Annotated in this window: 20 protein-coding genes and 4 pseudogenes; 9 read left to right on the top strand and 15 right to left on the bottom strand. The window is 51.6% G+C overall.

Going from position 1 to position 21,258, the window contains the following annotated elements:
- Window positions 1-17 precede the first annotated feature (17 nt).
- The 6 genes and pseudogenes from ACMZI0_RS17350 to rppH form a co-directional block, all read right to left on the bottom strand.
- On the bottom strand, window positions 18-245 hold the full coding sequence (locus ACMZI0_RS17350; RefSeq protein ID WP_415673883.1) for a hypothetical protein: 228 nt from the start codon (window positions 243-245) through the stop codon (window positions 18-20).
- 19 nt (window positions 246-264) lie between these two features.
- Window positions 265-396, bottom strand: coding sequence for a prepilin-type N-terminal cleavage/methylation domain-containing protein (locus ACMZI0_RS17345; RefSeq protein ID WP_415673882.1), 132 nt, complete (start codon window positions 394-396; stop codon window positions 265-267).
- A gap of 196 nt (window positions 397-592) precedes the next feature.
- Window positions 593-1,387 carry a thymidylate synthase gene (gene thyA / locus ACMZI0_RS17340; RefSeq protein ID WP_415673881.1) on the bottom strand — a complete coding sequence of 265 codons (795 nt, stop codon included), beginning with the start codon at window positions 1,385-1,387 and terminating at the stop codon, window positions 593-595.
- Between the two features lie 80 nt (window positions 1,388-1,467).
- Entirely contained in the window at window positions 1,468-2,334 is an 867-nt protein-coding gene (gene lgt / locus ACMZI0_RS17335; RefSeq protein WP_415673880.1) for a prolipoprotein diacylglyceryl transferase, read from the bottom strand.
- 217 nt (window positions 2,335-2,551) lie between these two features.
- Window positions 2,552-3,849 (bottom strand): annotated as a pseudogene (ptsP, locus tag ACMZI0_RS17330) (phosphoenolpyruvate--protein phosphotransferase); the annotation flags it as partial.
- Window positions 3,850-3,977: 128 nt separating this feature from the next.
- A complete protein-coding gene (gene rppH / locus ACMZI0_RS17325; RefSeq protein WP_415673879.1) occupies window positions 3,978-4,505 on the bottom strand; it encodes an RNA pyrophosphohydrolase in 528 nt (175 codons plus the stop codon).
- Window positions 4,506-5,209: 704 nt separating this feature from the next.
- Between rppH and mutH the strand changes: the two genes are divergently transcribed.
- The 5 genes and pseudogenes from mutH (at window position 5,210) to ACMZI0_RS17300 (ending at window position 8,291) form a co-directional block, all read left to right on the top strand.
- The gene (mutH, locus tag ACMZI0_RS17320) at window positions 5,210-5,890 is read left to right on the top strand and encodes a DNA mismatch repair endonuclease MutH (RefSeq protein WP_415673878.1); all 681 of its coding nucleotides are present in this window, start codon (window positions 5,210-5,212) and stop codon (window positions 5,888-5,890) included.
- Between the two features lie 95 nt (window positions 5,891-5,985).
- Window positions 5,986-6,702, top strand: a complete 717-nt coding sequence (locus tag ACMZI0_RS17315; RefSeq protein ID WP_415673877.1) for a TerC family protein — start codon at window positions 5,986-5,988, stop codon at window positions 6,700-6,702.
- A gap of 186 nt (window positions 6,703-6,888) precedes the next feature.
- Window positions 6,889-7,020 carry a hypothetical protein gene (locus ACMZI0_RS17310; RefSeq protein ID WP_415673876.1) on the top strand — a complete coding sequence of 44 codons (132 nt, stop codon included), beginning with the start codon at window positions 6,889-6,891 and terminating at the stop codon, window positions 7,018-7,020.
- Window positions 7,013-7,243, top strand: a complete 231-nt coding sequence (locus tag ACMZI0_RS17305) for a hypothetical protein (protein ID WP_415673875.1) — start codon at window positions 7,013-7,015, stop codon at window positions 7,241-7,243. Before ACMZI0_RS17310 ends, ACMZI0_RS17305 begins: the two co-directional genes overlap by 8 nt.
- A 43-nt stretch (window positions 7,244-7,286) precedes the next feature.
- Window positions 7,287-8,291, top strand: a pseudogene (locus ACMZI0_RS17300) (NADP(H)-dependent aldo-keto reductase).
- 60 nt (window positions 8,292-8,351) lie between these two features.
- Here ACMZI0_RS17300 and ACMZI0_RS17295 read toward each other — a convergent pair.
- From ACMZI0_RS17295 to trmB, 8 genes and pseudogenes are all read right to left on the bottom strand, one after another.
- Window positions 8,352-9,227: an SDR family oxidoreductase gene (locus tag ACMZI0_RS17295; RefSeq protein ID WP_415673874.1), complete on the bottom strand. Its 876-nt coding sequence runs from the start codon at window positions 9,225-9,227 to the stop codon at window positions 8,352-8,354.
- A 31-nt stretch (window positions 9,228-9,258) separates the two neighbouring features.
- Window positions 9,259-10,059, bottom strand: a complete 801-nt coding sequence (locus ACMZI0_RS17290) for a catalase-related domain-containing protein (protein WP_415673985.1) — start codon at window positions 10,057-10,059, stop codon at window positions 9,259-9,261.
- Window positions 10,060-10,136: 77 nt separating this feature from the next.
- On the bottom strand, window positions 10,137-11,645 hold the full coding sequence (locus ACMZI0_RS17285; RefSeq protein ID WP_415673873.1) for a hypothetical protein: 1,509 nt from the start codon (window positions 11,643-11,645) through the stop codon (window positions 10,137-10,139).
- Window positions 11,645-11,923: a hypothetical protein gene (locus ACMZI0_RS17280; RefSeq protein ID WP_415673872.1), complete on the bottom strand. Its 279-nt coding sequence runs from the start codon at window positions 11,921-11,923 to the stop codon at window positions 11,645-11,647. Before ACMZI0_RS17280 ends, ACMZI0_RS17285 begins: the two co-directional genes overlap by 1 nt.
- Window positions 11,920-12,243 (bottom strand): annotated as a pseudogene (locus tag ACMZI0_RS17275) (type III secretion system chaperone); the annotation flags it as partial. The pseudogene ACMZI0_RS17275 and the gene ACMZI0_RS17280, both read right to left, overlap by 4 nt.
- A gap of 435 nt (window positions 12,244-12,678) precedes the next feature.
- Complete coding sequence (locus ACMZI0_RS17270; RefSeq protein WP_415673871.1) at window positions 12,679-13,392, bottom strand: DUF2884 domain-containing protein; 714 nt, start codon at window positions 13,390-13,392, stop codon at window positions 12,679-12,681.
- 23 nt (window positions 13,393-13,415) lie between these two features.
- The gene (locus ACMZI0_RS17265; RefSeq protein WP_415673870.1) at window positions 13,416-13,763 is read right to left on the bottom strand and encodes a YggL family protein; all 348 of its coding nucleotides are present in this window, start codon (window positions 13,761-13,763) and stop codon (window positions 13,416-13,418) included.
- Window positions 13,763-14,482 (bottom strand): tRNA (guanosine(46)-N7)-methyltransferase TrmB, encoded by a 720-nt coding sequence (gene trmB / locus ACMZI0_RS17260; protein WP_415673869.1) that lies wholly within the window; start codon window positions 14,480-14,482, stop codon window positions 13,763-13,765. The genes ACMZI0_RS17265 and trmB overlap by 1 nt, the downstream gene beginning before the upstream one ends.
- A gap of 169 nt (window positions 14,483-14,651) precedes the next feature.
- Between trmB and mutY the strand changes: the two genes are divergently transcribed.
- The 4 genes and pseudogenes from mutY to ansP all read left to right on the top strand — a co-directional run bounded on the left by mutY (window position 14,652) and on the right by ansP (window position 18,976).
- Complete coding sequence (gene mutY, locus ACMZI0_RS17255) at window positions 14,652-15,734, top strand: A/G-specific adenine glycosylase (protein ID WP_415673868.1); 1,083 nt, start codon at window positions 14,652-14,654, stop codon at window positions 15,732-15,734.
- A gap of 29 nt (window positions 15,735-15,763) precedes the next feature.
- The gene (locus ACMZI0_RS17250; protein ID WP_415673867.1) at window positions 15,764-16,036 is read left to right on the top strand and encodes an oxidative damage protection protein; all 273 of its coding nucleotides are present in this window, start codon (window positions 15,764-15,766) and stop codon (window positions 16,034-16,036) included.
- Window positions 16,037-16,125: 89 nt separating this feature from the next.
- A complete protein-coding gene (gene mltC / locus ACMZI0_RS17245; RefSeq protein WP_415673866.1) occupies window positions 16,126-17,199 on the top strand; it encodes a membrane-bound lytic murein transglycosylase MltC in 1,074 nt (357 codons plus the stop codon).
- A gap of 303 nt (window positions 17,200-17,502) precedes the next feature.
- A pseudogene (ansP, locus tag ACMZI0_RS17240) lies at window positions 17,503-18,976 on the top strand (L-asparagine permease).
- 55 nt (window positions 18,977-19,031) lie between these two features.
- Here ansP and ACMZI0_RS17235 read toward each other — a convergent pair.
- Window positions 19,032-21,185: an ornithine decarboxylase gene (locus tag ACMZI0_RS17235; RefSeq protein WP_415673865.1), complete on the bottom strand. Its 2,154-nt coding sequence runs from the start codon at window positions 21,183-21,185 to the stop codon at window positions 19,032-19,034.
- Window positions 21,186-21,258: the final 73 nt, after the last annotated feature.

Here is a 21,258-nt window from a genome sequence, read left to right as displayed (position 1 = left end):
AACACCAGATTCCCTGCCTAAGCCGTGTTGCGCAACCCATGAAAGGTGATTGCCGGGCGCGTCATCGCAGCAATATGTACATCATGGGCCGAGGGCAATAGACGCCCGCCAGTACCCTCATGACAGTTCAACGAAGCCCCCGCCCCTTCGCGCAGGCACCATACCTCCCCCGCTTGAATGACGTTCACCGTCCGCGTGTCGTTATACCAATAGGCATTAGCCTGTACGCGTTGTAGAAAGAGCATCACTAACTGTGTTTGATGTTCAAGGGCGCACAGCCTGTTGATAGGCGGTCCAACCCTGTATTCCTCCTGCGGATAACAAGGCAATGAGCGTCAGTGCGATGAGCAATTCCGGCAGGCTAAAACCTGCATAAACAGAGGCGCTTTTATCCATGACGGCGGTGTAGCCAGATTCGGGCAGTGTCCTGGCAAGAAAAAAGCGGAAATGCCTGTCTGCTCGCAGCCAAACGGGCTCGGCGCATCAGCGTTACAACGCAGATGCAGCGCGGGTTGAGGAAATTTTCGTGTGGAAAAAGAGTGTAAAAAAGGCTGCCGAAGCAGCCTTGATAGCATAAGCACAGAATCGCGGATTAAATCGCCACCGGAGCCTTGATAGCCGGATGTGGATCGTAACCTTCAATGTCGAAATCATCAAACTGGTAGTCAAACAGCGATGCCGGACGGCGTTTAATGATCAATTTCGGCAGTGCTTTCGGCTCGCGGCTCAGTTGCAGATGCGTCTGTTCCATGTGATTGTTGTACAGATGAGTGTCACCCCCCGTCCAGACAAAATCGCTGACTTCAAGGTCGCACTGCTGCGCCATCATATGCACCAACAGTGCATAACTGGCAATGTTGAACGGCAACCCCAGGAACACATCACACGAGCGCTGGTAAAGCTGGCAGGAAAGCTTGCCATCTGCCACGTAGAACTGGAAGAACGCATGGCACGGCGCCAGCGCCATACGATCCAGCTCCCCCACGTTCCACGCCGAAACAATGATACGGCGTGAATTAGGGTCCTGCTTTAACTGTTGCAGCACGGTTTGCAGTTGGTCAATCTGGCGACCATCCGCCGCACCCCAGGCACGCCACTGTTTGCCGTACACGGGCCCAAGATCGCCGTTTTCATCAGCCCATTCATCCCAAATGCTGACTTTGTTGTCGTGCAGATAGCCGACGTTAGTATCGCCCTTGAGGAACCACAGCAGTTCGTGAATGATCGAGCGCAAATGGCAGCGCTTGGTGGTAACCAGCGGAAAGCCTTCTTGCAGATTGAAACGCATCTGGTGGCCGAAAATCGATAAGGTTCCGGTGCCGGTTCTGTCTCCTTTCGGCGTTCCCTCATCAAGCACTTTCTGCATCAATTCCAGATACTGTTTCATGTCACCCTCACTACACGATTAAAAAAATTACCGTGCAACTTCCCGCTGATTTCAGCAAGGAAGCGGCTCACGGCAAGCATTTACTGTTTTTGCGCCTGACGGCGATAGGCCCAGACCATCATCAGGATACCGGCAAACACCATCGGCAGCGACAGAACCTGCCCCATACTGATGAAATTGCCAAACAGGCCAAGCTGGGCATCAGGCTGACGGAAAAATTCCGTGATAATGCGGAACACGCCGTAGCCAATCAAAAACAGGCCGGAAACGCTGCCCATCGGGCGTGGTTTGCGAATAAATAAATTTAACAGGATAAACAGCGCGATACCTTCCAGCGCCATCTGATAAAGCTGCGACGGATGGCGCGGCAACATGCCGTATTGGTTAAAAATCGTCTGCCACTGCGGGTTTGTCACCGCCAGCATCAAATCTTCGCTGCGCGCACCGGGAAACAGCATCGCCCACGGGGTATCGGTAGTAACGCGTCCCCACAGCTCGCCGTTGATAAAGTTCCCTAAACGCCCAGCGCCCAGGCCAAAAGGAATCAGCGGCGCGATAAAATCGGCCACCTGGAAGAAATGGCGCTTGGTGCGACGCGCAAACCACAGCATGACGCAAATCACCCCAACCAAGCCACCGTGGAACGACATGCCGCCATCCCACACTTTAAACAGATAGAGCGGATTGCTGATGAACGACGGGAAGGCGTAGAACAGAACATATCCCAGACGTCCACCCACGAACACCCCCAGGAACCCCAGATACAGCAGGTTTTCCACTTCTTCTTTGGTCCAGCCGCTGCCCGGTTTATTCGCCCGGCGCACCGCCAACCACATGGCAAAGACAAAGCCCACCAGGTACATCAGTCCATACCAATGGAGTGACACGGGTCCAAGGGAGAAAATCACTGGATCAAACTGAGGAAACGCCAAGTAACTCGTTGTCATCGATCACCACATGCTTGTTTGTTGTTTTATCTCACGACGTTGTTTATCCCGCCGAACGGGAAGTCGAGAAAGGGGAAATCTTGTGTGCCAGCGCAATCACGGCATTAAAGCCTTAAGTGCGGGCTGCGGTTGCGCATGATAGCACAGAGCAACCGCTCCGTAGCGTGCAAGGTCAGGAAAAGTTATGTAAACAAGATGTTATCTTTGACACATTTTATCAGCACCCACCGCGTGCCAGCCCGCCCAGGCCACGCTCTTCGAGGAAAAGTGCAATCCACTGGCGCACTTCGCTGGCGCTACGCGCCACTAAAAGGCGCTGAGTAAGCTCTTGCACATCAGCCAGCACCAGCTGGCGCAGCAAGTATTTCACTCGTGCCACGCTACGGCCATTCATGCTGAAGGTGCGATAGCCCAGCCCAGTCAACACCAGTGCTCCCATGGCCTAGCCGCCATTTCACCGCATACGGAGACTTCAAGATCAAGGCGTTGGCACTCGCGTGCAATACCTGCCAGCGCCTGCAACATGGAAGGGTGCAGGCTGTCGTAGAGCGATGCCACATGCGGGTTGTTGCGATCCACTGCCAGCAAATATTGGGTAAGATCGTTAGTGCCCACCGAGACAAAATCGATACGAGAAGCCAGGTGCGGCAGCAAGAACAACATAGACGGGACTTCAATCATCACGCCGATGCGCGGTTCCGGCAAGACATGCCCTACCAGCTCACGCACCTCAGCGGCTGCCTGAGCGATAAGGCGACACGCTTCGTCCACCTCTTCCAGACTGCTGACCATCGGCAATAAAATGCGCAAGTTGCCCGTTTCAGCGTTGGCGCGCAGCATCGCCCGCACCTGGATCAAGAAGATCTCCGGCTGATCGAGCGTAACGCGGATACCGCGCCAACCCAAACACGGGTTTTCTTCACTGATCGGCAAATAGGGAAGCTGTTTGTCGGCCCCGATATCCAACGTGCGTAACACGACCGGACGCGAGGGGTAAAGCTGCAACATGCCCTGATACTGCGCCATCTGTTCATCTTCAGACGGAAAGCTGCTCTGGAGCATAAAAGGTACTTCGGTACGGTACAGCCCCACACCGTCAACCTGATTGATAAAACGCTGCTCATGTTCGGCGCTGAGCCCCGCATTGAGCGTCACCTGCATGCGCTCACCGCTTTTCAGCACCGCAGGCCGTTCCATATCGTCTTCGGCCAAACGCGTCAGCGCATTATCTTCGCTTAACAGGCGCTGGTATTCTTGCAACAGTGTCGGCTCGGGATCCACCAACAGTTCGCCCCGATAGCCATCAATGATCAGGGTGCGCTGGTGCAATAATTTGGGCTGAATATCCGCGCCCATCAGGGTGGGGATTCCCATCGCTCGCACCATGATCGCCGCATGAGAGTTGGCGGCACCGTCGTGCACGACCACACCCGCCAGCCGGTCTTGCGGTACATCCGCTAACAGCGTCGCCGTCAGTTCATCGGCCACCAGAATAAAATGCGGCGGCCAGATTGATAGAACAAACTTCCGTATCCATCGCCTGGCAGGTCTCATTGACCAACAGATCCAGCGCGTCATTTAAGCGCGATGCCGCCGCCTTTCTCAACGATTTCTCGCAAACGCGTGAGCATGATGAGCGCGACTTATCCTCTTTTGCGTCGAGGCGCCGAAGGCGCCCTGGCCGCGGCGTTCTCTTGCAGTTGTATAACCGGGTTGATAAATTCCTTCATCACCCGACGGTAAACGTCGCGTTTAAACGACACCACCTGACGCACAGGATACCAGTAACTCACCCAGCGCCAACCATCGAACTCCGGCGTGCCGCTGCTTTGCATATTGATATCAGATTCGTTGCACATTAACTGTAGCAGAAACCACTTCTGCTTTTGACCGATACAAACCGGTTTTGTATCCCAACGCACTAAACGTTTTGGTAATTTGTAACGTAACCAGCTACGGGTTGAAGCCAGAATACGGACATCCTTTTTCCTGAGTCCCACTTCTTCAAACAGTTCGCGATACATTGCCTGTTCAGGGCTTTCTCCCGGGTTAATGCCCCCTTGCGGGAACTGCCAGGAGTGCTGGCCGTAACGGCGAGCCCATAGCACTTCGCCAAGCCGATTGCAGATTACAATACCAACGTTAGGGCGGTAGCCATCATCATCGATCACCGGACTACCTCGAAAACTTTCAATGCAAAGATGACCTGATTGTTTCACACTCCCGTCAGCCGGTAAACTCCTGCTTAACAGCATTGATTCCACGAATAACCTGCCGCTAACCCACAGAAAGGGGAATAGTTATAAACAGCATGCAGCAGCCATAGCGCTTTTATTCACTATTTTTGTGGGTATCACTGTGCAGAACCAAATGAAAGCATGCGGAAAACCTTTTCTTTCTCGTTAAAGCCGCTGCGGATAAATAGAAAAATATTCCTTTATTTTCAAAAAAATACAGATTTAACCCACGACATATTCACTGCAAATAAACTGCGGAGAAAACAGACGCCCGACAGATTGGTGAAAGATTGCTCCACGATGGTTTTATCCACAGAAGCAACGTAGGAATCGCATAATAAAATAACAAAAATCGCAAAAAACCGTGACGTCAAGGATGTAAATCAAACCAGTAGTGATGACTTATCCCGGTTATCCCAAAAATCTGTGGATAACCTGGTGTAAGATCCTGTTTATTTTCGGTGTCTATCCCTGAACAACGATAAAACCGACGTGAAGCATTGGCCGGAGAAATAAAAAAAACACGCTATGAATCATACCATTATTGTTTTTCTTTCTGCACGGTAGCACCCTGTTGAAAAACCTGATGAACGCTGTATTTTTTTAGACAACCTGACGATCTGTTTTCATAGGTGAATATGCCCAACCCGATTTCGACACCGCCCGCCGATGAATATACGCTGCTTGAGCGCGCTCAGGCGCTTGCGGGTTATACGCTGGCGGAGCTTGCTGCGCTGGCCAACCTGCCACTGCCCGCCAACCTCAAACGCGACAAGGGGTGGATCGGCGTGCTGCTAGAGCGCTTTCTCGGTGCCAGCGCGGGCAGTAAACCCGAACAAGATTTTCCGGATATTGGCGTGGAGCTAAAGACCATTCCTATTGATGAACGGGGCAGACCGCTCGAAACCACCTTTGTGTCGGTTGCTCCGCTGACCGGCAACAGTGGTGTCACCTGGGAAAGCAGCCATGTGCGGCATAAACTGGCGCGGGTACTTTGGATTCCGGTGGAGGGATCGCGCGAGATCCCTCTCGGCGAACGCCATATCGGTACACCGCTTATCTGGAGCCCCTCTCCCGAAGAAGAGATGCTGCTGCGTCGGGATTGGGAAGAACTGATGGATCTGATTGTGCTCGGCAAAGTGGAGAGCATCACCGCACGTCACGGCGAGGTACTACAATTACGACCGAAAGCGGCCAACAGCAAGGCACTGACACAAGCGATCGGCGAGTTTGGCCAGCCCATCATGACCTTGCCACGCGGTTTCTATTTGAAGAAAACCTTTACCGGCCCGTTGTTAGCCCGTCACTTCCATCTTTAAACGCCAGAGAGAATGCGTATTGTTTTTTCTTGCCAGAAAACCGAAAGCAAGGCGTATAATCTACGTTTATATTTAATTTAGGTGTGATTGATATAATGTTTAATTGGATTGTTGATCCGAATGCATGGTTGGCGCTCGGCACATTGACCATTTTGGAGATCGTACTAGGTATCGACAACATCATCTTCCTTTCTCTGGTTGTCGCCAAGTTACCCAAAGCACAGCAAAATAAAGCGCGCCGTATCGGGCTTCTGGGCGCCATGCTGATGCGCCTTGGCCTGCTCACCTCGATCGCCTGGGTTATTCGCCTTACCAACCCGCTGTTTACGCTGATGGATAATGAAATTTCCGTCCGCGATCTGATCCTGTTTTTCGGCGGATTGTTCCTGATCTGGAAATCCAGTCGTGAGGTTCACGAGACCATTGAGGGCGGCTCTGAAGCGCATGCCAGCCAAGTGCATTCTTTTTTCGGGGCTATTGCGCAGATTATGCTGTTGGACATCATCTTCAGCCTCGACTCCGCCATCACCGCCGTCGGCCTTTCCGACCATCTGTTTATCATGATGGCCGCCGTAGTGATTGCCGTAGGTGTGATGATGTTTTCAGCCCGCGCTATCGGTGAATTTGTCGATCGCCATCCGTCGGTGAAAATGCTGGCACTCTCTTTCCTGATTCTGGTGGGCTTTACGTTGATTCTGGAAAGTGTCGATGTCCACGTTCCTAAAGACTATATCTATTTCGCCATGTTCTTCTCAATGTCGGTTGAAGCGCTGAATCTGATGCGCAGCAAAAAAGCGACAAGCACAGAGTAACTCCCTCGGCGGGTAGCGCAGGCTGCCCGCTGTACCCTTTGGTGAATCACTGATTATTTCCATTATTCCTACATTCTTCTCTTTTACGCTTTGCTAGACTCATCTTGTATATTCATCTTTTTTGATAGAGATTAGGTTCTAAAGAGGACCATCACCCGTTTTTTTATTATTCGAGTGGATTACCTGATGATGATTCGACACAAAGCCATCACACTGTGCCTTCTTGCCTTGTTTCTTAGCGGGTGTAGCAACAACTATGTCATTGCCACGAAAGAAGGGCAGATGTTGCTGACAAAAAAACAAACCGGCGTTGGATAAAGATACCGGCCTGCTCAGTTCTCTTGATGAAGATGGGCAGTGGCGACAGATCAATGGCGACAGATCAATAATGAAATTATCTCCCAGATTGTTCAGCGTTAACGGCAGGTGTCGTCTGACTCTTTCGCTTTTTCTTCACACCATGAAGCCATTAAAGATGCTTCCCCCCATAGTATTGCTTGGTTATAGTCAGAAACAGGCGCTGGTTTTTCCCTTTGCGTAAGGGATGAGGACGCCGGGATTTTCAGACATTAAGGAAGCTGGCAATGCTCTATCACCGTATTCCCCATAGTGCTTTAGAAGTCAGCGTGCTCAGTCTGGGCACCATGACGTTTGGTGAACAAAACAGTGAAGCGGAGGCGCACGCGCAGCTCGATCGCGCAGTGGCAACCGGCGTTAACCTGATTGACACCGCAGAGATGTACCCCGTGCCACCGCGACCGGAAACACAGGGGCTAACGGAACGCTATATTGGCTCTTGGTTAGCCTCACGTGGCGGCAGAGAAAAGCTGATTTTAGCGAGTAAAGTCGCCGGACCGAGCCGTGGCAGCGACGCAGGTATTCGTCCGCAACAGGCATTGGACCGAAAAAATATCCGCGCCGCGCTGGACGCCAGTCTTGCGCGCCTTAACACCGACTATCTCGATCTTTATCAGGTGCACTGGCCGCAGAGACAGACCAACTGCTTCGGTAAATTGAATTATCAATATGACACTGCTGGAAACCCTGGAAGCACTTGAAGAACAGGTGCGTGCGGGCAAGATCCGCTATATCGGGGTATCGAATGAAACGCCTTGGGGCGTGATGCGCTATCTGCAACTGGCCGAAAAGCATAACCTGCCGCGCATCGTCTCCATCCAGAATCCGTACAGCCTGCTAAACCGCAGCTTTGAGGTTGGTTTGGCTGAAATCAGCCAGCACGAAGGCGTGGAACTGTTAGCCTATTCCCCCCTCGCTTTTGGGACATTAACCGGGAAATATTTGCATGGCGCTCAACCGGCTGGTGCGCGCAATACGCTGTTCAGCCGCTTTGTACGTTACAGTGCGCCGCACACGCAGCAAGCCATTGCCGAGTATGTGGCCCTTGCGCAACGTCACGGAATGGATCCGGCACAGATGGCGCTGGCGTTTGTGCGTCAGCAGCTGTTCGTCGCCAGTGCCATTTTGGGTGCAACCATGCTAACCTTACCAGCCTAGAGGTTCAATTGAATCCCGAATTGTTGGCTGAGCTGGAAGAAATTCATCGCCGATTTACCATCCCTGCGCCTTGATATCGCGATTAACTAACTGTTAAGGCCCAATTTTGGGCCTTTTTTTCACACGTATGCCGCTTAAAGTGTTCCAGTGCCACCGTCTGAGCACCACACTTGCCCCGAGGTGTAGCTACAGGTTTTCGAAGCCAATGTAACGTAAAGCGGTGCGATCTCTGCGGGTTGCCCGGATCTTCCCAGCGGGCTGTCAGCGCCAAATTGAGGTAGCGCCTGTTTAGGCTGCCCACCGCAAACTTGCAGCGGCGTCCAATAGGGACCAGGCGCAACGTCATTGACGCGTATCCCCTTCGGCCCTAACTGCTTCGCCAACGCTTTGGTAAACGCCACATTGCAGGCTTTAGTCTGTGCATAATCGAGCAGTCCGGCAGAAGGCGCATACGCCTGTACCGATGCCGTAGTGATAATCGATGCGCCCGGTTCCATGACATTCAGCGCATATTTCGAGAGCCAGAACATGGCATAGACATTGGTTTTGAACGTGGCATCAAACTGCTCAGTCGTGAGATCGAGGATGGATTCAACAAACTGTTGTTTCCCTGCATTGTTAACCAGAATATCCAGCCCACCCAGGCACCGGTGCGCTTCATCAATGAGCGTTTTACAGAACGTTTCATCGCGCAGATCGCCAGCGATGCCGTGACCTTTTTGGCCCGCGTCTCGGATAAGCGCGATAACTTCATCGGCATCTTGCTGTTCATCGGGGAGATAGTTAATCACCACATCAGCGCCTTCACGAGCGAAAGCAATGGCAACGGCTCTGCCGATGCCCGAGTCTCCGCCGGTAATAAAAGCCTTGTGTCCCGCCAAGCGACCTCTTCCCTGATAACTGGTTTCACCGTGGTCGGGTCGAGGGGTCATTTTTCCCGCCAGACCAGGCTCTAGCTGGCTTTGTTCAGGATACGGGGGCATAGAATAGTGAAGTTCGTCGTGCATCATAATCGACTCCTGTTAGGTGAGTTTATCAGCGTTAACCAGCGATACCTGCGGCAGCCTTTTCCCTCGACCACACACAGTGTTTTTTCATAACGGCAGTGAGTTCATCCACGAGGTGTTGCGATGAGTTATTGACGATAACGCCTTCATCGGGAGCAGGCAGCGATAACGCGGAGTAAAGCGCTGACGCTTCTCCTTGCAGACCAATCCCCTTGAGGTGCTTAAAACTTTGGATCAGAAAATATTTGGCCGTGCCGTTATGCATCAATGTCGCGATAGCCTCTTTTCCGGCTGGAACGATCGCGGCATCGAACAGTACGGAAGGGTTTCCGTCAAACGTACCGTTAACCTCAAGGCTATGGCCTTGTAGCGTGGTAACGGTTCCCAATCGCGACGAAAGCATACTCGCGTGTATCCCCTGTTGTTGAAGGCCACTAATGATGCTGGCAACAGAATCGCCGCATACACCGTCAGCCACCAGCAGTGCAATCCGGCGAGATTTGAGGCAATAAGTTGGCACTATCTCACGCGCATTCTCGGCATAGATACTGAGCGAAGGTTCTGCCTCTAGCCCGTTGGCAAGATGAGGGATGGGATAAGCAAGCTGCGCAGGCGTGATCGAAATGCCCAATTGCTGCGCGACCCGTTTAGCCAGGTCTCTGTCGATGTGGCACAGTTGATCAACAACGCGTTTTCGAATCCACGGACGCTGGACTTTACCCAATTCGAAACCGAATCCATCGACAATATGGTTTTGCTCATGTTCCGTTTGACTCAGCCAAAACAGGCGCGGCTGCGAGTAATGGTCCGCAAAAGAGGTGCTTCTCTGGCGGATTTTTTCACCGCTTACCGGCTGTTGGGATGTGGCGAAGCCCCCCCCTGACTTCAGGAACGTTCAAGCATACGCTTCACTTAGCAGCTTGAAGCCCCACCAAGCAGTGGGAACAATGAACCGCGTTGTGGTTCAAGATTTAGCCATTTCGGCGCGCTAGAGTTATATTCCTCACGAGGCTGACTAAAGGTTAATTTTTCTGCCAGATCGACATTGATATCTGAAATGGTCACACTCTTGTTTTTCAAGCCGTGCTCATTGAACATCAGATGACTGTTAACCGTGGTAGAAACGGTGCTCGAGCCTCCCAGCAAGGACAGCATGGCATCACGTGACTTGCCCAATTGCTCCACCGGCCAGATTATCTTGGTCGCGACATCAACACCGTTGCCCTTGCTCACAGTAACATTTGTCTGAGATGGCCCCACTTTCATCCACATATTATCGATAAAAATCAGATCACCAGACTGGCGATTTAGTCCATTGAGTATCTTATCGCCCACTTTATTGAGAACATTTTTAGGCGCGATATGGTGCGTCAGCGCTAACAGACTCATTGGATGGTGGTTAACCATTTCAGAAAGCTGCCCGATTTGACGCTTTTGCGCTTCCGGCAGGTCCTCTGGTAACGAAAACATTCCTTTGAGGATGGAAAACAGATTTCCCCCCATATCAGCGGCTCGTTGACCATAGCTTTTATGGCTATTATCAACATCAAGTACCATTCCCTGTCTCAGTTCATTAATAAATGCACCGTCAGTAAAATGAGCGCCCGCCTCCTCGGGGTGTTTCACCGGCAAAGAGAAACTGTTTTTCATAAAATCAGTCAGCTCGGGTGAAACAGCATTTTTACCATGATGTTCGAACGACGCGGATTCAAGCTCATTGAGCCAGTTTTGGCCAATTGCAATCGTAGACAATGGCATCTTTTCTAATAAAGGTTTTAGTTGTTCATATTTATTTTGGAATTCGCTACGAACATCTTGTGGCAGCTCAGCAATCATCTTGAACATCTCATCAACCTGTTCAGGCTGTTGTGTTTTATGAGCGAGAATGGCAAGCTCAACAAGATCGGAGACTGTTTTTTTATCTCCATTGGCAGCCCCATTTGGCAGCCATATGCTGAATTCATTAAATACTTCTTTTATTTTGGCTGGCAATTGCAAAACATTCCGCATAACTTCTGATTGCAAACTCATGGATGAAACATGGCTGTATGTTTCTGCAGTAACGGATGATATCACTGAGCACAGTGAAATTTCAGGAACGATTTCTTTGCTTTGCGTGTAGTGCCGCTGTAACTCTTTTGCCGCAATACGGTGCAACGCCGTATTACTTTGATACTCTGCTTTATCCAGGATTGTGCGTTTTAATACCGACATAAATGTCGCCGCGATCATCTTTCCGCCATAAACCCCGGTGAGTGCATTTTCTATTGCCAACTTCATAACCTTTGAACCCGATTCCTGCTTTGACCAGACGCACAAAATGCGCTCCATAGCATGGTCTTGTAACATATCTGGCAGGAAACGCCCGGCAATTTTACTCGCCAGAAAGGTGGAGCACTGATTATTACCGTTGTATTCCATTAGCAAAGATACCAAAGGGCCTGCACCATCGTATTATCAAATAGTACGCTTCTGGCCAAGCTAACAATTTCAGCGCTTCGCTCCCCCAGCAATTTTTGATCGCACTCGTATTGCTGAGCGAGGTTAACGGTACCGGACAGGATATTTTTCGCCAATGTGTCACGCGTGACCGAACCAAAAGTGATACGGCTAACCAGCGTATTGATGACTTTACTGCTGTCCATTGCTTTATACGTCAGCGTACGGGCAGCAAGTTTTACTCCATCAGAAATATTCATCTTGAACGTTGATACCTATTTCTGCTTGTATTTGTTTGCGCAATTGAATGAAGCGAAGTACGATTAGCAATCTTGGGCAGGTGTTCTTGCCAGTACTGAACTTGTGTAATGAGTGTCTCGATACGTTTTATCGCGGTTTCTGCATCCATATTTTCCAACGTGAGCATATGAAAAAGAATGACCTGGTTACCGCTTGCATCAAAACCAAACCAACAACGCTCTGTTGTCACGCCAAATAAGTGAATTTCCAACAACGATGCAAAAAAATCGTCAGAGAGAATATCTGCCGTTCGCATTACAGGTGAAAAAAGATAGACCTCATCATTATGATGCTAAAAATTAAGCTCGACATCATTCTCAAAGCGAATAGCACAGCCTCCGCTATCAACAGCTTTATTAAGATCTACATGCATATCGGCAGAAATTGCCTGCAATAGTTCGGCGAAGGTCATGTTAACTCCTTTATTAAATAATATATATCCATCACACTTCGTATTGCATATGCAAAAGTGAGAAGCAGTAAAAACGAGTGTCTACCCTTTAAAGGTAATCCACTTACAACTTCACATTCTTTCTTCTTTATTTTTACAGAGACATGAGAAAAATAGAATCGTGTAAAAGCATGATATATATAACCATAACTAGCTTTCACAAATCGGCTATCCGCACTACCAAGCGCAGGGGATGAAACGGGAGTATAAAAAAGCCACTCTGGCGAAACACACGTCTTCACCAGAGTGGCTTTGTGGGTACGATTACGGCAGGGCTTTGAGCAACTGCTTACGCTGGTTTTCCAGTGAAATTACCCGCTGGCACACATCCTTGCCAAAGCGCTGAAACGTGAGTTCCTGGTTATTCCACTCGGTTTGAATCGCTTTTTGCAGGTTGCCGAGGTTACCCATCATGGCCTGCAACGGATTTCCTCCGCTGGAAAGTTGCTTTACGCCCATCTCGTTCAGGCTATCTTGCAACACACCGCCCAGTGCCTGCTGCACCAACTGGCGACCATCTTGTTCCACTTGTTTAACAGCCTGGTGGTGGAACGCGATACCATCGCTACGCGGCTCAAGAATGCGCGCCATCTGCTGCTTGAATTGGGTATCAAGCGTGGTCAACCGGTTACGTACATTGCTGTCACTTCCCAGCTCCTGAGCGATCACGTTATCCAACGCCACGCGCGCTTTTTCCAGATGCGCTTGCGCCCCCTGCTCAATCCACGGCAGTTGCTGGCGTAAATCAGCCTGATAGGCCTTTGCCTGCTGACGCTGTGCCGCAGTGAGCGTTAACGCCGTCTGGTTGCGCGTAACATCGCCCTGCGGCGAAATCAGCAGATTCCCACTCGCGCCGACCACCTGCACCTGTTGCGGTGTAATGAAGATATCATCTTGCGGATTCACTCCACATTGATACGCCGCCTGTGCCTGCCAGGACAACAAAGCCAGCAGAGATAGCATTACCGATCGCAACATGTCGTCTTCCTATAAAAGCAGAATCAGGAGAGCAAATTTTCCGGCAGATCCCACCAGATATCGAAAAGTTCGCTGACTTTAACCTCTTGCAACTGTTGCGCCTTCAGCCAGGCAGCCACTTGCTCGCGGTGCGCATCGGTGCAGTGGCCCGTCTTCTGCAAGCAGATCAGCCCTTCCCATTGCAAATAACCGCTGCCTTCAAATGCCAGCCCCGCAGGGTCAATCACATCGTCAACAAACTTGTCCAGAGTAGCATCGATAGTTTCCACCGAGGTGCCCTCAGCGAAACGCCAGCTTACCGAAAAGCCCAGTTCCTGAAACTCATCAATATGTAACTTTTTGCGCAAACGACGACTGCGATGTTTTGCCATTACTTTATCCTCTCAAACATAAGATCCCACACACCGTGGCCTAACCGCTGGCCGCGCGCTTCAAACTTGGTTAACGGGCGAGATGATGGGCGAGGAACATAGTCCTGCGTAGCGGAAAGATTACGGTATCCCGCCACGTCACGCATAACTTCCAGCATATGTTCAGCATACGGCTCCCAGTCTGTCGCCATATGAAACACGCCCCCCATCGCCAACTTGCGCAGCACCAATTCCGCGAAAGGAATCTGCACAATACGACGTTTATTATGGCGTGCTTTGTGCCAAGGGTCAGGGAAAAAGAGCTGTACCATGGCCAGAGAACTTTCTGGAATCATCTGCTCCAGCACTTCTACCGCGTCATGACACATCACGCGCAGATTGCTCAGATTGGCTTCCTGCGCCGCCGCCAGGCAAGCACCGACGCCGGGAAGATGAACCTCTATCCCTAAAAAGTTTTGCTCAGGGTGTTGCTCTGCCATGGTGACCAGCGACGCGCCCATGCCAAACCCGATCTCCAGCACAGTCGGCGCTTCGCGACCGAAAAGCGCAGAAAAATCGAGCGCTTGCGTCTGATACTCAACCCCCATTACGGGCCAGTAGTTATCCAACGCCTGTTGTTGTCCGTTCGTTAAACGCCCCTGACGGCGTACAAAACTGCGAATACGGCGCAGCGGACGCCCATTCTCATCAAATTCCGGTGAAATGACGTTATTGATCATAGAAAATGTGTGCCGATGGCCTGTTCAAATTCGCCCAAAGAAAGGCGCATTATGCAAGGATACCGCGGTTTGGCAAGGGGGATGCCTCGGAAAGTTCCGGTTTACAGCACATTCACTCTGTGCTGGAATCGCTGTCAGACTTTTCACCCGGCAAGAGAGTGGCTTTTTTATGATGCAAGCGCAGCCGTTCGCGCAGCAGGTGTTGGCATGGTATGAGCGCTATGGCCGCAAGACACTGCCGTGGCAGCAAGAGAAAACGCCTTATACCGTGTGGCTCTCCGAAATCATGTTACAACAGACGCAGGTCGCCACGGTTATTCCCTATTTTCAACGTTTTATCGCACACTTTCCCGATGTGCGCGCCCTTGCGGCAGCCCCGTTGGATGAGGTGCTGCACTTGTGGGCCGGGCTTGGTTATTACGCGCGTGCGCGCAACCTGCATAAAGCCGCGCAGACCATCGTGGATCAGCATGGCGGCGAGTTTCCGACCACTTTTGAAGCCGTCTGTGCACTGCCGGGCGTTGGGCGTTCTACCGCAGGCGCAGTGTTGTCCCTTTCTCTCGGCCAGCATCACCCGATTCTTGATGGCAACGTCAAACGCGTGCTGGCACGCTGCTATGCCGTGGCTGGCTGGCCGGGCAAAAAAGAGGTTGAGCATCAACTCTGGTCTCTGAGCGAGCAAGTGACACCCGCTCAAGGGGTTAGCCAGTTCAATCAGGCCATGATGGATTTAGGCGCAATGGTTTGCACCCGCAGCCGACCAAAATGCAAACTTTGCCCGATAAGCAAAGTTTGCATTTCTTACGCCAGCCACAGTTGGGCCAACTATCCTGGCAAAAAACCGAAGCAGACGTTACCGGAAAAAAGCGCCTGGTTTCTACTACTGCAACGAGGCGACGAAGTATGGCTACAACAGCGGCCAGCGACCGGGCTGTGGGGTGGATTGTTTTGCTTTCCGCAGTTCAGCGCCCATGATGATGTGGAACCTTGGCTACGACAACACGGTCTGAAAATCACAGACGTGCAGCAATTGGTGTCGTTTCGCCACACCTTTAGCCATTTCCATCTGGATATTGTTCCGCTCTGGCTCGCATTACCTACTGACGTTCCCCACGCTTTGCACGATGCTTGCATGGAGGAAAAAACCGGTCTCTGGTATAACTTAGCGCAACCGCCCGCCGTCGGGCTGGCTGCACCTGTGGAACGACTATTACGAACGTTAACGCAGCACTCCGGCGGCAGTTTGATCTGACCATCCCGCGTTATCCAAGAGGAATCAGCATGAGCAGAACCATTTTTTGTACTTTTTTACAACGTGAAGCCGAAGGGCAAGATTTTCAGCTTTATCCGGGAGATCTGGGCAAACGCATCTATCAGGAAATTTCGAAAGAAGCGTGGGCGCAATGGCAGACCAAGCAGACCATGCTGATTAACGAGAAAAAGCTCAACATGATGAACGTGGAGCACCGCAAACTACTCGAACAGGAGATGATTAAATTCCTGTTTGAGGGCAAAGATGTACACATTGAAGGCTACACCCCACCCAGCGCATGATATCAGGGCTATACGGCCCTTTTGTCTCTTTAACTGACACGGCGTTGCTAATGAACCGTTGATAACAAGATACTTATAACGAATCATTTATGAAGAAATTGCTAGCGTTGTTGCTCGTTGCGCCCTTGCTGATCTCCTGTTCCGGCAAGCGCGGCGATCTCAATAATGAAGAGTTCATCAAGGATACCAACGCCTTTGACATTCTGATGGGGCAGTTCGCCAACAACATCGAGAATATCTGGGGCCTGAACGAAGTACTGATTGCCGGCCCAAAAGACTACGTTAAATACACCGATCAATATCAAACCCGTAGTCACATCAACTTTGATGCCGGTACGATTACCATCGAAACCATTTCGGCGACCAATTACGTCCCGAGTTTGCGCCAGGCGATCATCACCACATTGTTGATGGGCGACAACGCCAGCAACACTGACCTCTATTCTGACGCCAATGACATTCAAATCAGCCGTGAGCCTATGCTGTACGGTCAGGTGTTGGATAACACCGGGCAACCGATTCGCTGGGAAGGACGCGCCGCCAGCTTTGCAGATTACCTGCTGCAAAACCGCTTGCAGAAACGTACTTACGGGCTGCATGTGATCTGGTCCGTCACCTTCCAACTGGTGCCAAACCACTTGGACAAACGTGCGCATAAATACCTGCCGCTGATTCGTCAGGCCTCAGAGCGCTATGGCATTGAAGAATCGCTGATTCTGGCAATCATGCAAACCGAATCCAGCTTCAACCCTTACGCAGTGAGCCGTTCTGACGCATTGGGGCTGATGCAGGTGGTGCAGCACAGCGCCGGACGCGACGTATTCAAGAGCAAGGGGAAATGGGGGCAGCCTAGCAGCAGCTATCTGTTCGATCCTGAAAACAACATTGATACCGGCGTGGCCTATTTGGCGACTCTGAAAAACACCTACCTCGGTGGCATTGAGAACCCTACATCACGCCGTTATGCGGTCATTACCGCGTACAACGGGGGTGCAGGCAGCGTGCTGCGCGTGTTCTCCAGCGACAAGGACAGGGCGGTCAACCTCATCAACCAGATGTCGCCGGGCGAAGTCTACGATACGTTGACAACCAAGCACCCTTCATCCGAATCGCGGCGCTATCTCTACAAGGTCAACTCGGCGCAGAAAAATTATCGCCGTTAATCGGAATACCACACTCACCTCTGGAGCAAGGATGTGCCAGAGGCTGATTTTTTTCAGATAACGCCTTTCAGACTTTCGTCCGGTTCCCACATTACCTTTCCGCATGCCATGCTTTCACGCGCAAGTCCGCCACTTACGTTTTTTTGCCAGCGCAGGCGAGAAAAGGTAGCATCGCTGCCCGAAACAAACATAACAAAGGGTTATGACTGCGGGGAGAGGAGCAGTAAACAGCGCACCTGCATGACCGCAACGTCAGACCAAACGCCATCAGGCATGAAAGACCAGCAGGAAAACAGACAGAGCATGACACAGAACAACAAGGCAAACGCGGAGCACCAAACCAGCCAAAAACGCTGGCTCGACTCCCACGAAAAGGGTTATCAAAAAAGCATTAGCAAGCGCCATGTATAGATGATCGCCATTGGCGGCTCCATCGGCACCGGGCTGTTTTTAGGCGCAGGAGCACGCTTGCAGTTGGCTGGTCCTTCACTGGCGCTGGTGTATCTGACCTGCGGTATCTTCTCTTTTCTTTCTTTATCTTGCGCGCGCTCGGTGAATTGATCGTTCATCGCCCTTCCAGCGGCAGTTTTGTCTCTTATGCGCGAGAATTTCTCGGCGAGAAAGGCTCGTATCTGGCCGGCTGGATGTATTTTCTTAACTAGGCGATGACCGGCATCGTTGATATCACGGCTGTTACGCTTTACATGCACTACTGGGGAACATTTGCCAATGTGCCACAGTGGGTGCTGGCTTTGGGCGCACTCTCCATTGTTACCACCATGAACCTGATTGGCGTGAAATGGTTCGCCGAGATGGAATTCTGGTTTGCGTTGATCAAGGTGGCGGCCATTTCACTGTTCCTGATTGTCGGAACGGTATTCCTGGCAAGCGGACATCCTGTCGCGGGCAACCCAACCGGATTTCATCTGATCAGTGATAACGGCGGCTTGTTCCCCCACGGGCTATTGCCCGCATTGGTTCTGGTTCAGGGCGTGATTTTCGCCTCCGCCGGTATCGAAATCATCGGCACTGCCGCAGGTGAGGCCAAAGATGCCCGGCGCATTCTGCCTAAAGCCGTCAACAGCGTTATCTGGCGTATTGCACTGTTTTACGTGGGCTCCATCGTGCTGCTGGTGTGTCTGCTGCCGTGGAACGCCTATCAGGCCGGGCAAAGCCAGTTTGTCACCTTCTTTAGCAAGCTGGGCGTACCCTACATGGGTGATGTAATGAACGTGGTGGTGCTCACGGCAGCGTTATCCAGCCTGAACTCCGGCCTCTACTCGACCGGTCGCATCCTGCGCTCACTGTCACAGGGGGGGGATCTGCACCACATTTTCTGTCTAAAATGAGTGCGCAATCCATTCCCTATACCGGCATCATGGTGACAGTTGCGATCCATATCGTCGGGGTATTCCTCAACTATATTGTGCCGTCACAGGTATTTGAAATCGTGCTGAACATGGCCTCTATCGGCATCATCTGTTCCTGGGCATTCATTATTGTGTGTCAGATGAAGCTGCGCCAAGCCATCAAAGAAGGTAAGGCCGAGCCAGTTTCATTTAAAATGCCCGGCGCACCTTTTACCTCGTGGCTTACGCTACTGTTCTTGCTGGGAGTGGTGGTGCTAATGGCTTTTGACTACCCGAACGGCACCTGGACCATTGCATCCACACCGGTGCTGGCTATCTTGCTGATTGTGGGATGGTACGGACTGAAAAAGCGTCGCACTGCGGCTAATGGCGAAATCGCTACAGCACCCGCTTCTGCAACCGAATAAAAAGAAAACGGCGCGAGGAGTAAACCCTCGCGCCGCTAATACGGTTAATAAATAACTATTCCTGAATCACATGTGCGCACAGGCGCTTGCTACCATCTTCCTGCTCGACGCTGTAGACGCCTTGCAACTCCGGTGAGAAGCCCGGCATCCGGTTAATGCCTTCTTCAAACGCCAGGAAGTAACGCAGCACGGCCCCTCCCCAAATGTCTCCAGGTACCACGCACAGTACCCCCGGCGGGTAAGGAAGCGCACCTTCTGCCGCTACACGACCTTCAGCCTCGGCCAGTGGGATCAAATCCACCTCCCCACGCACAAAAGCATTGTTTGCCGCCTGCGGCAGCATCACGGCACGCGGCAACGTCGCTTTGCGGAACATGGCTTTTTGCAGATACTGCACGTTATGGCTTACATAGAAGTTATGCATTTCCTGACACAATTGGCGCAGCGTATAGCCAGAATAGCGCTGCTCATATTTGTGATAGAGATTCGGCAGCACTTCGCTTAACAGCGCATCGCGTGCAATCAACGCTTCAAAACGCACCAGAGCCTCCACCAGATGTGACAGTTTGGCGCTATCTTCTGCAGGCGTCAGCAGAAACAGGATCGAGTTAAGATCGCTTTTCTCAGGAATGATGCCATGCTCACGCAGGTAATTGGCCAGAATGGTGGCCGGAATGCCAAAATCGGTATATTCACCGCTGCTAGCATCAATACCTGGCGTGGTCAGCAGCAGTTTGCACGGATCGATAACATACTGACCTTGCGCATACCCCTCAAATGCATGCCACGCAGCTCCCGGCTCGAAATTAAAGAAGCGCACATCCTGCGCAATGTCGTCCGTGGCGTGATCCTGCCAAGGCACGCCATCGATCAGATCCGGAACAAAAGGTTTGATCAACGAACAACGGGCCAGCAGTTGCTTACGGGTTTCGATACCCTGCTTGACGCATTCGAGCCACAGGCGACGACCACTGGTGCCTTCGTGCATTTTTGCATTAACGTCCAGCGCGGCAAACAGCGGATAAAAAGGGCTGGTCGAGGCATGCAGCATAAAGGCGTGGTTGAAGCGCTTATGGTTGCAAAACCGCTTTTGCCCTTTGATGTGGGTATCTTTTTTATGGATCTGCGAGGTTTGCGAAAAGCCCGCCTGCTGCTTATGAACCGATTGGGTAACAAAGATGCCCGGATCGTTCTCATTGAGCTCCAACAACAGCGGTGAGCACTGCTCCATCATCGGGATAAACTGCTCATAGCCCACCCAGGCAGAGTCAAACAGGATATAATCGCACAAATGGCCGATGCTATCCACTACCTGACGCGCGTTGTAAATGGTGCCATCGTAAGTGCCTAGCTGGATCACCGCCAGACGGAACGGACGCGGTGCATCTGCTCGGTGCGGGGCCTCTTCCCGAATCAAGCCGCGCAGGTAAGATTCATCAAAACAGTGCGCATCCACCCCGCCAATAAAGCCGAACGGATTTCGTGCCGTCTCGAGGTAAATTGGCGTTGCGCCCGCCTGAATCAGCGCGCCGTGGTGGTTGGATTTATGGTTGTTGCGATCAAACAGCACCAGATCACCCGGCGTCAGCAACGCGTTGGTCACCACCTTATTGGCTGACGAGGTGCCGTTGAGTACAAAATAGGTTTTGTCGGCATTAAACACTTTGGCAGCAAACTTCTGCGCCTTTTTCGCCGCCCCTTCGTGAATCAGCAGATCCCCCAGTTTCACATCCGCATTGCAGATATCTGAACGAAATAGCGTTTCACCATAGAACTCAAAGAATTGGCGCCCGGTGGGGTGTTTGCGAAAAAACTGACCACCCTGATGCCCCGGACACGCGAATGTGGAATTACGCATACCGACATACTTGGATAGCGTATCGAAAAACGGCGGCAATAGCCCCTCCTGATAATCCGCAGCAGCCTTCTCCAACAGCGGTGCATGCTCGCCCGCGCCATCAACGCGCAGCCAGTTGCTGCCCGGTGGCAACGCTTCCTCTGGTGCATACCAAGGCTCATTCACCACAAACGCCGGAATGCCAAAACCGGTATGTTGCAACAGCGACAGCACCCCACATCGCGCCTCTTCAAGAGAAACGACAACTGCTGCCACATCAGTAAAGTCAGTTTGACTCAGGGAGACAATTTCTCGCTGGGTGTGAAGACGGCCTGCAACCGTCGCATTCGCTGCAATTTTTAACTGTTTCATGTAACCAAACCCAAACGCTTAAGGATGAGTAGTGGCGCAAAGGCACCGTGTAAAGCGTCATCACTGTCAGGCC

The organism is Symbiopectobacterium sp., assembly GCF_047692315.1.
Classification (GTDB): domain Bacteria; phylum Pseudomonadota; class Gammaproteobacteria; order Enterobacterales; family Enterobacteriaceae; genus Symbiopectobacterium.
This window is presented reverse-complemented; position numbering and strand designations above follow the sequence as displayed.

Coding starts and splice junctions, on each gene's coding strand:
- mltC (WP_415673866.1), top strand. CDS start 16,126: ATGAAGAAATTGCTAGCGTTGTTGCTCGTTGCGCCCTTGCTGATCTCC.
- ACMZI0_RS17270 (WP_415673871.1), bottom strand. CDS start 13,392: ATGTTGCGATCGGTAATGCTATCTCTGCTGGCTTTGTTGTCCTGGCAG.
- ACMZI0_RS17310 (WP_415673876.1), top strand. CDS start 6,889: ATGATGATTCGACACAAAGCCATCACACTGTGCCTTCTTGCCTTGTTT.
- mutH (WP_415673878.1), top strand. CDS start 5,210: ATGCCCAACCCGATTTCGACACCGCCCGCCGATGAATATACGCTGCTT.
- mutY (WP_415673868.1), top strand. CDS start 14,652: ATGATGCAAGCGCAGCCGTTCGCGCAGCAGGTGTTGGCATGGTATGAG.
- ACMZI0_RS17350 (WP_415673883.1), bottom strand. CDS start 245: ATGCTCTTTCTACAACGCGTACAGGCTAATGCCTATTGGTATAACGAC.
- lgt (WP_415673880.1), bottom strand. CDS start 2,334: ATGACAACGAGTTACTTGGCGTTTCCTCAGTTTGATCCAGTGATTTTC.
- ACMZI0_RS17280 (WP_415673872.1), bottom strand. CDS start 11,923: ATGAATATTTCTGATGGAGTAAAACTTGCTGCCCGTACGCTGACGTAT.
- ACMZI0_RS17345 (WP_415673882.1), bottom strand. CDS start 396: ATGGATAAAAGCGCCTCTGTTTATGCAGGTTTTAGCCTGCCGGAATTG.
- trmB (WP_415673869.1), bottom strand. CDS start 14,482: ATGATCAATAACGTCATTTCACCGGAATTTGATGAGAATGGGCGTCCG.
- ACMZI0_RS17295 (WP_415673874.1), bottom strand. CDS start 9,227: ATGATGCACGACGAACTTCACTATTCTATGCCCCCGTATCCTGAACAA.
- ACMZI0_RS17285 (WP_415673873.1), bottom strand. CDS start 11,645: ATGGAATACAACGGTAATAATCAGTGCTCCACCTTTCTGGCGAGTAAA.
- ACMZI0_RS17265 (WP_415673870.1), bottom strand. CDS start 13,763: ATGGCAAAACATCGCAGTCGTCGTTTGCGCAAAAAGTTACATATTGAT.
- ACMZI0_RS17235 (WP_415673865.1), bottom strand. CDS start 21,185: ATGAAACAGTTAAAAATTGCAGCGAATGCGACGGTTGCAGGCCGTCTT.
- ACMZI0_RS17315 (WP_415673877.1), top strand. CDS start 5,986: ATGTTTAATTGGATTGTTGATCCGAATGCATGGTTGGCGCTCGGCACA.
- thyA (WP_415673881.1), bottom strand. CDS start 1,387: ATGAAACAGTATCTGGAATTGATGCAGAAAGTGCTTGATGAGGGAACG.
- ACMZI0_RS17250 (WP_415673867.1), top strand. CDS start 15,764: ATGAGCAGAACCATTTTTTGTACTTTTTTACAACGTGAAGCCGAAGGG.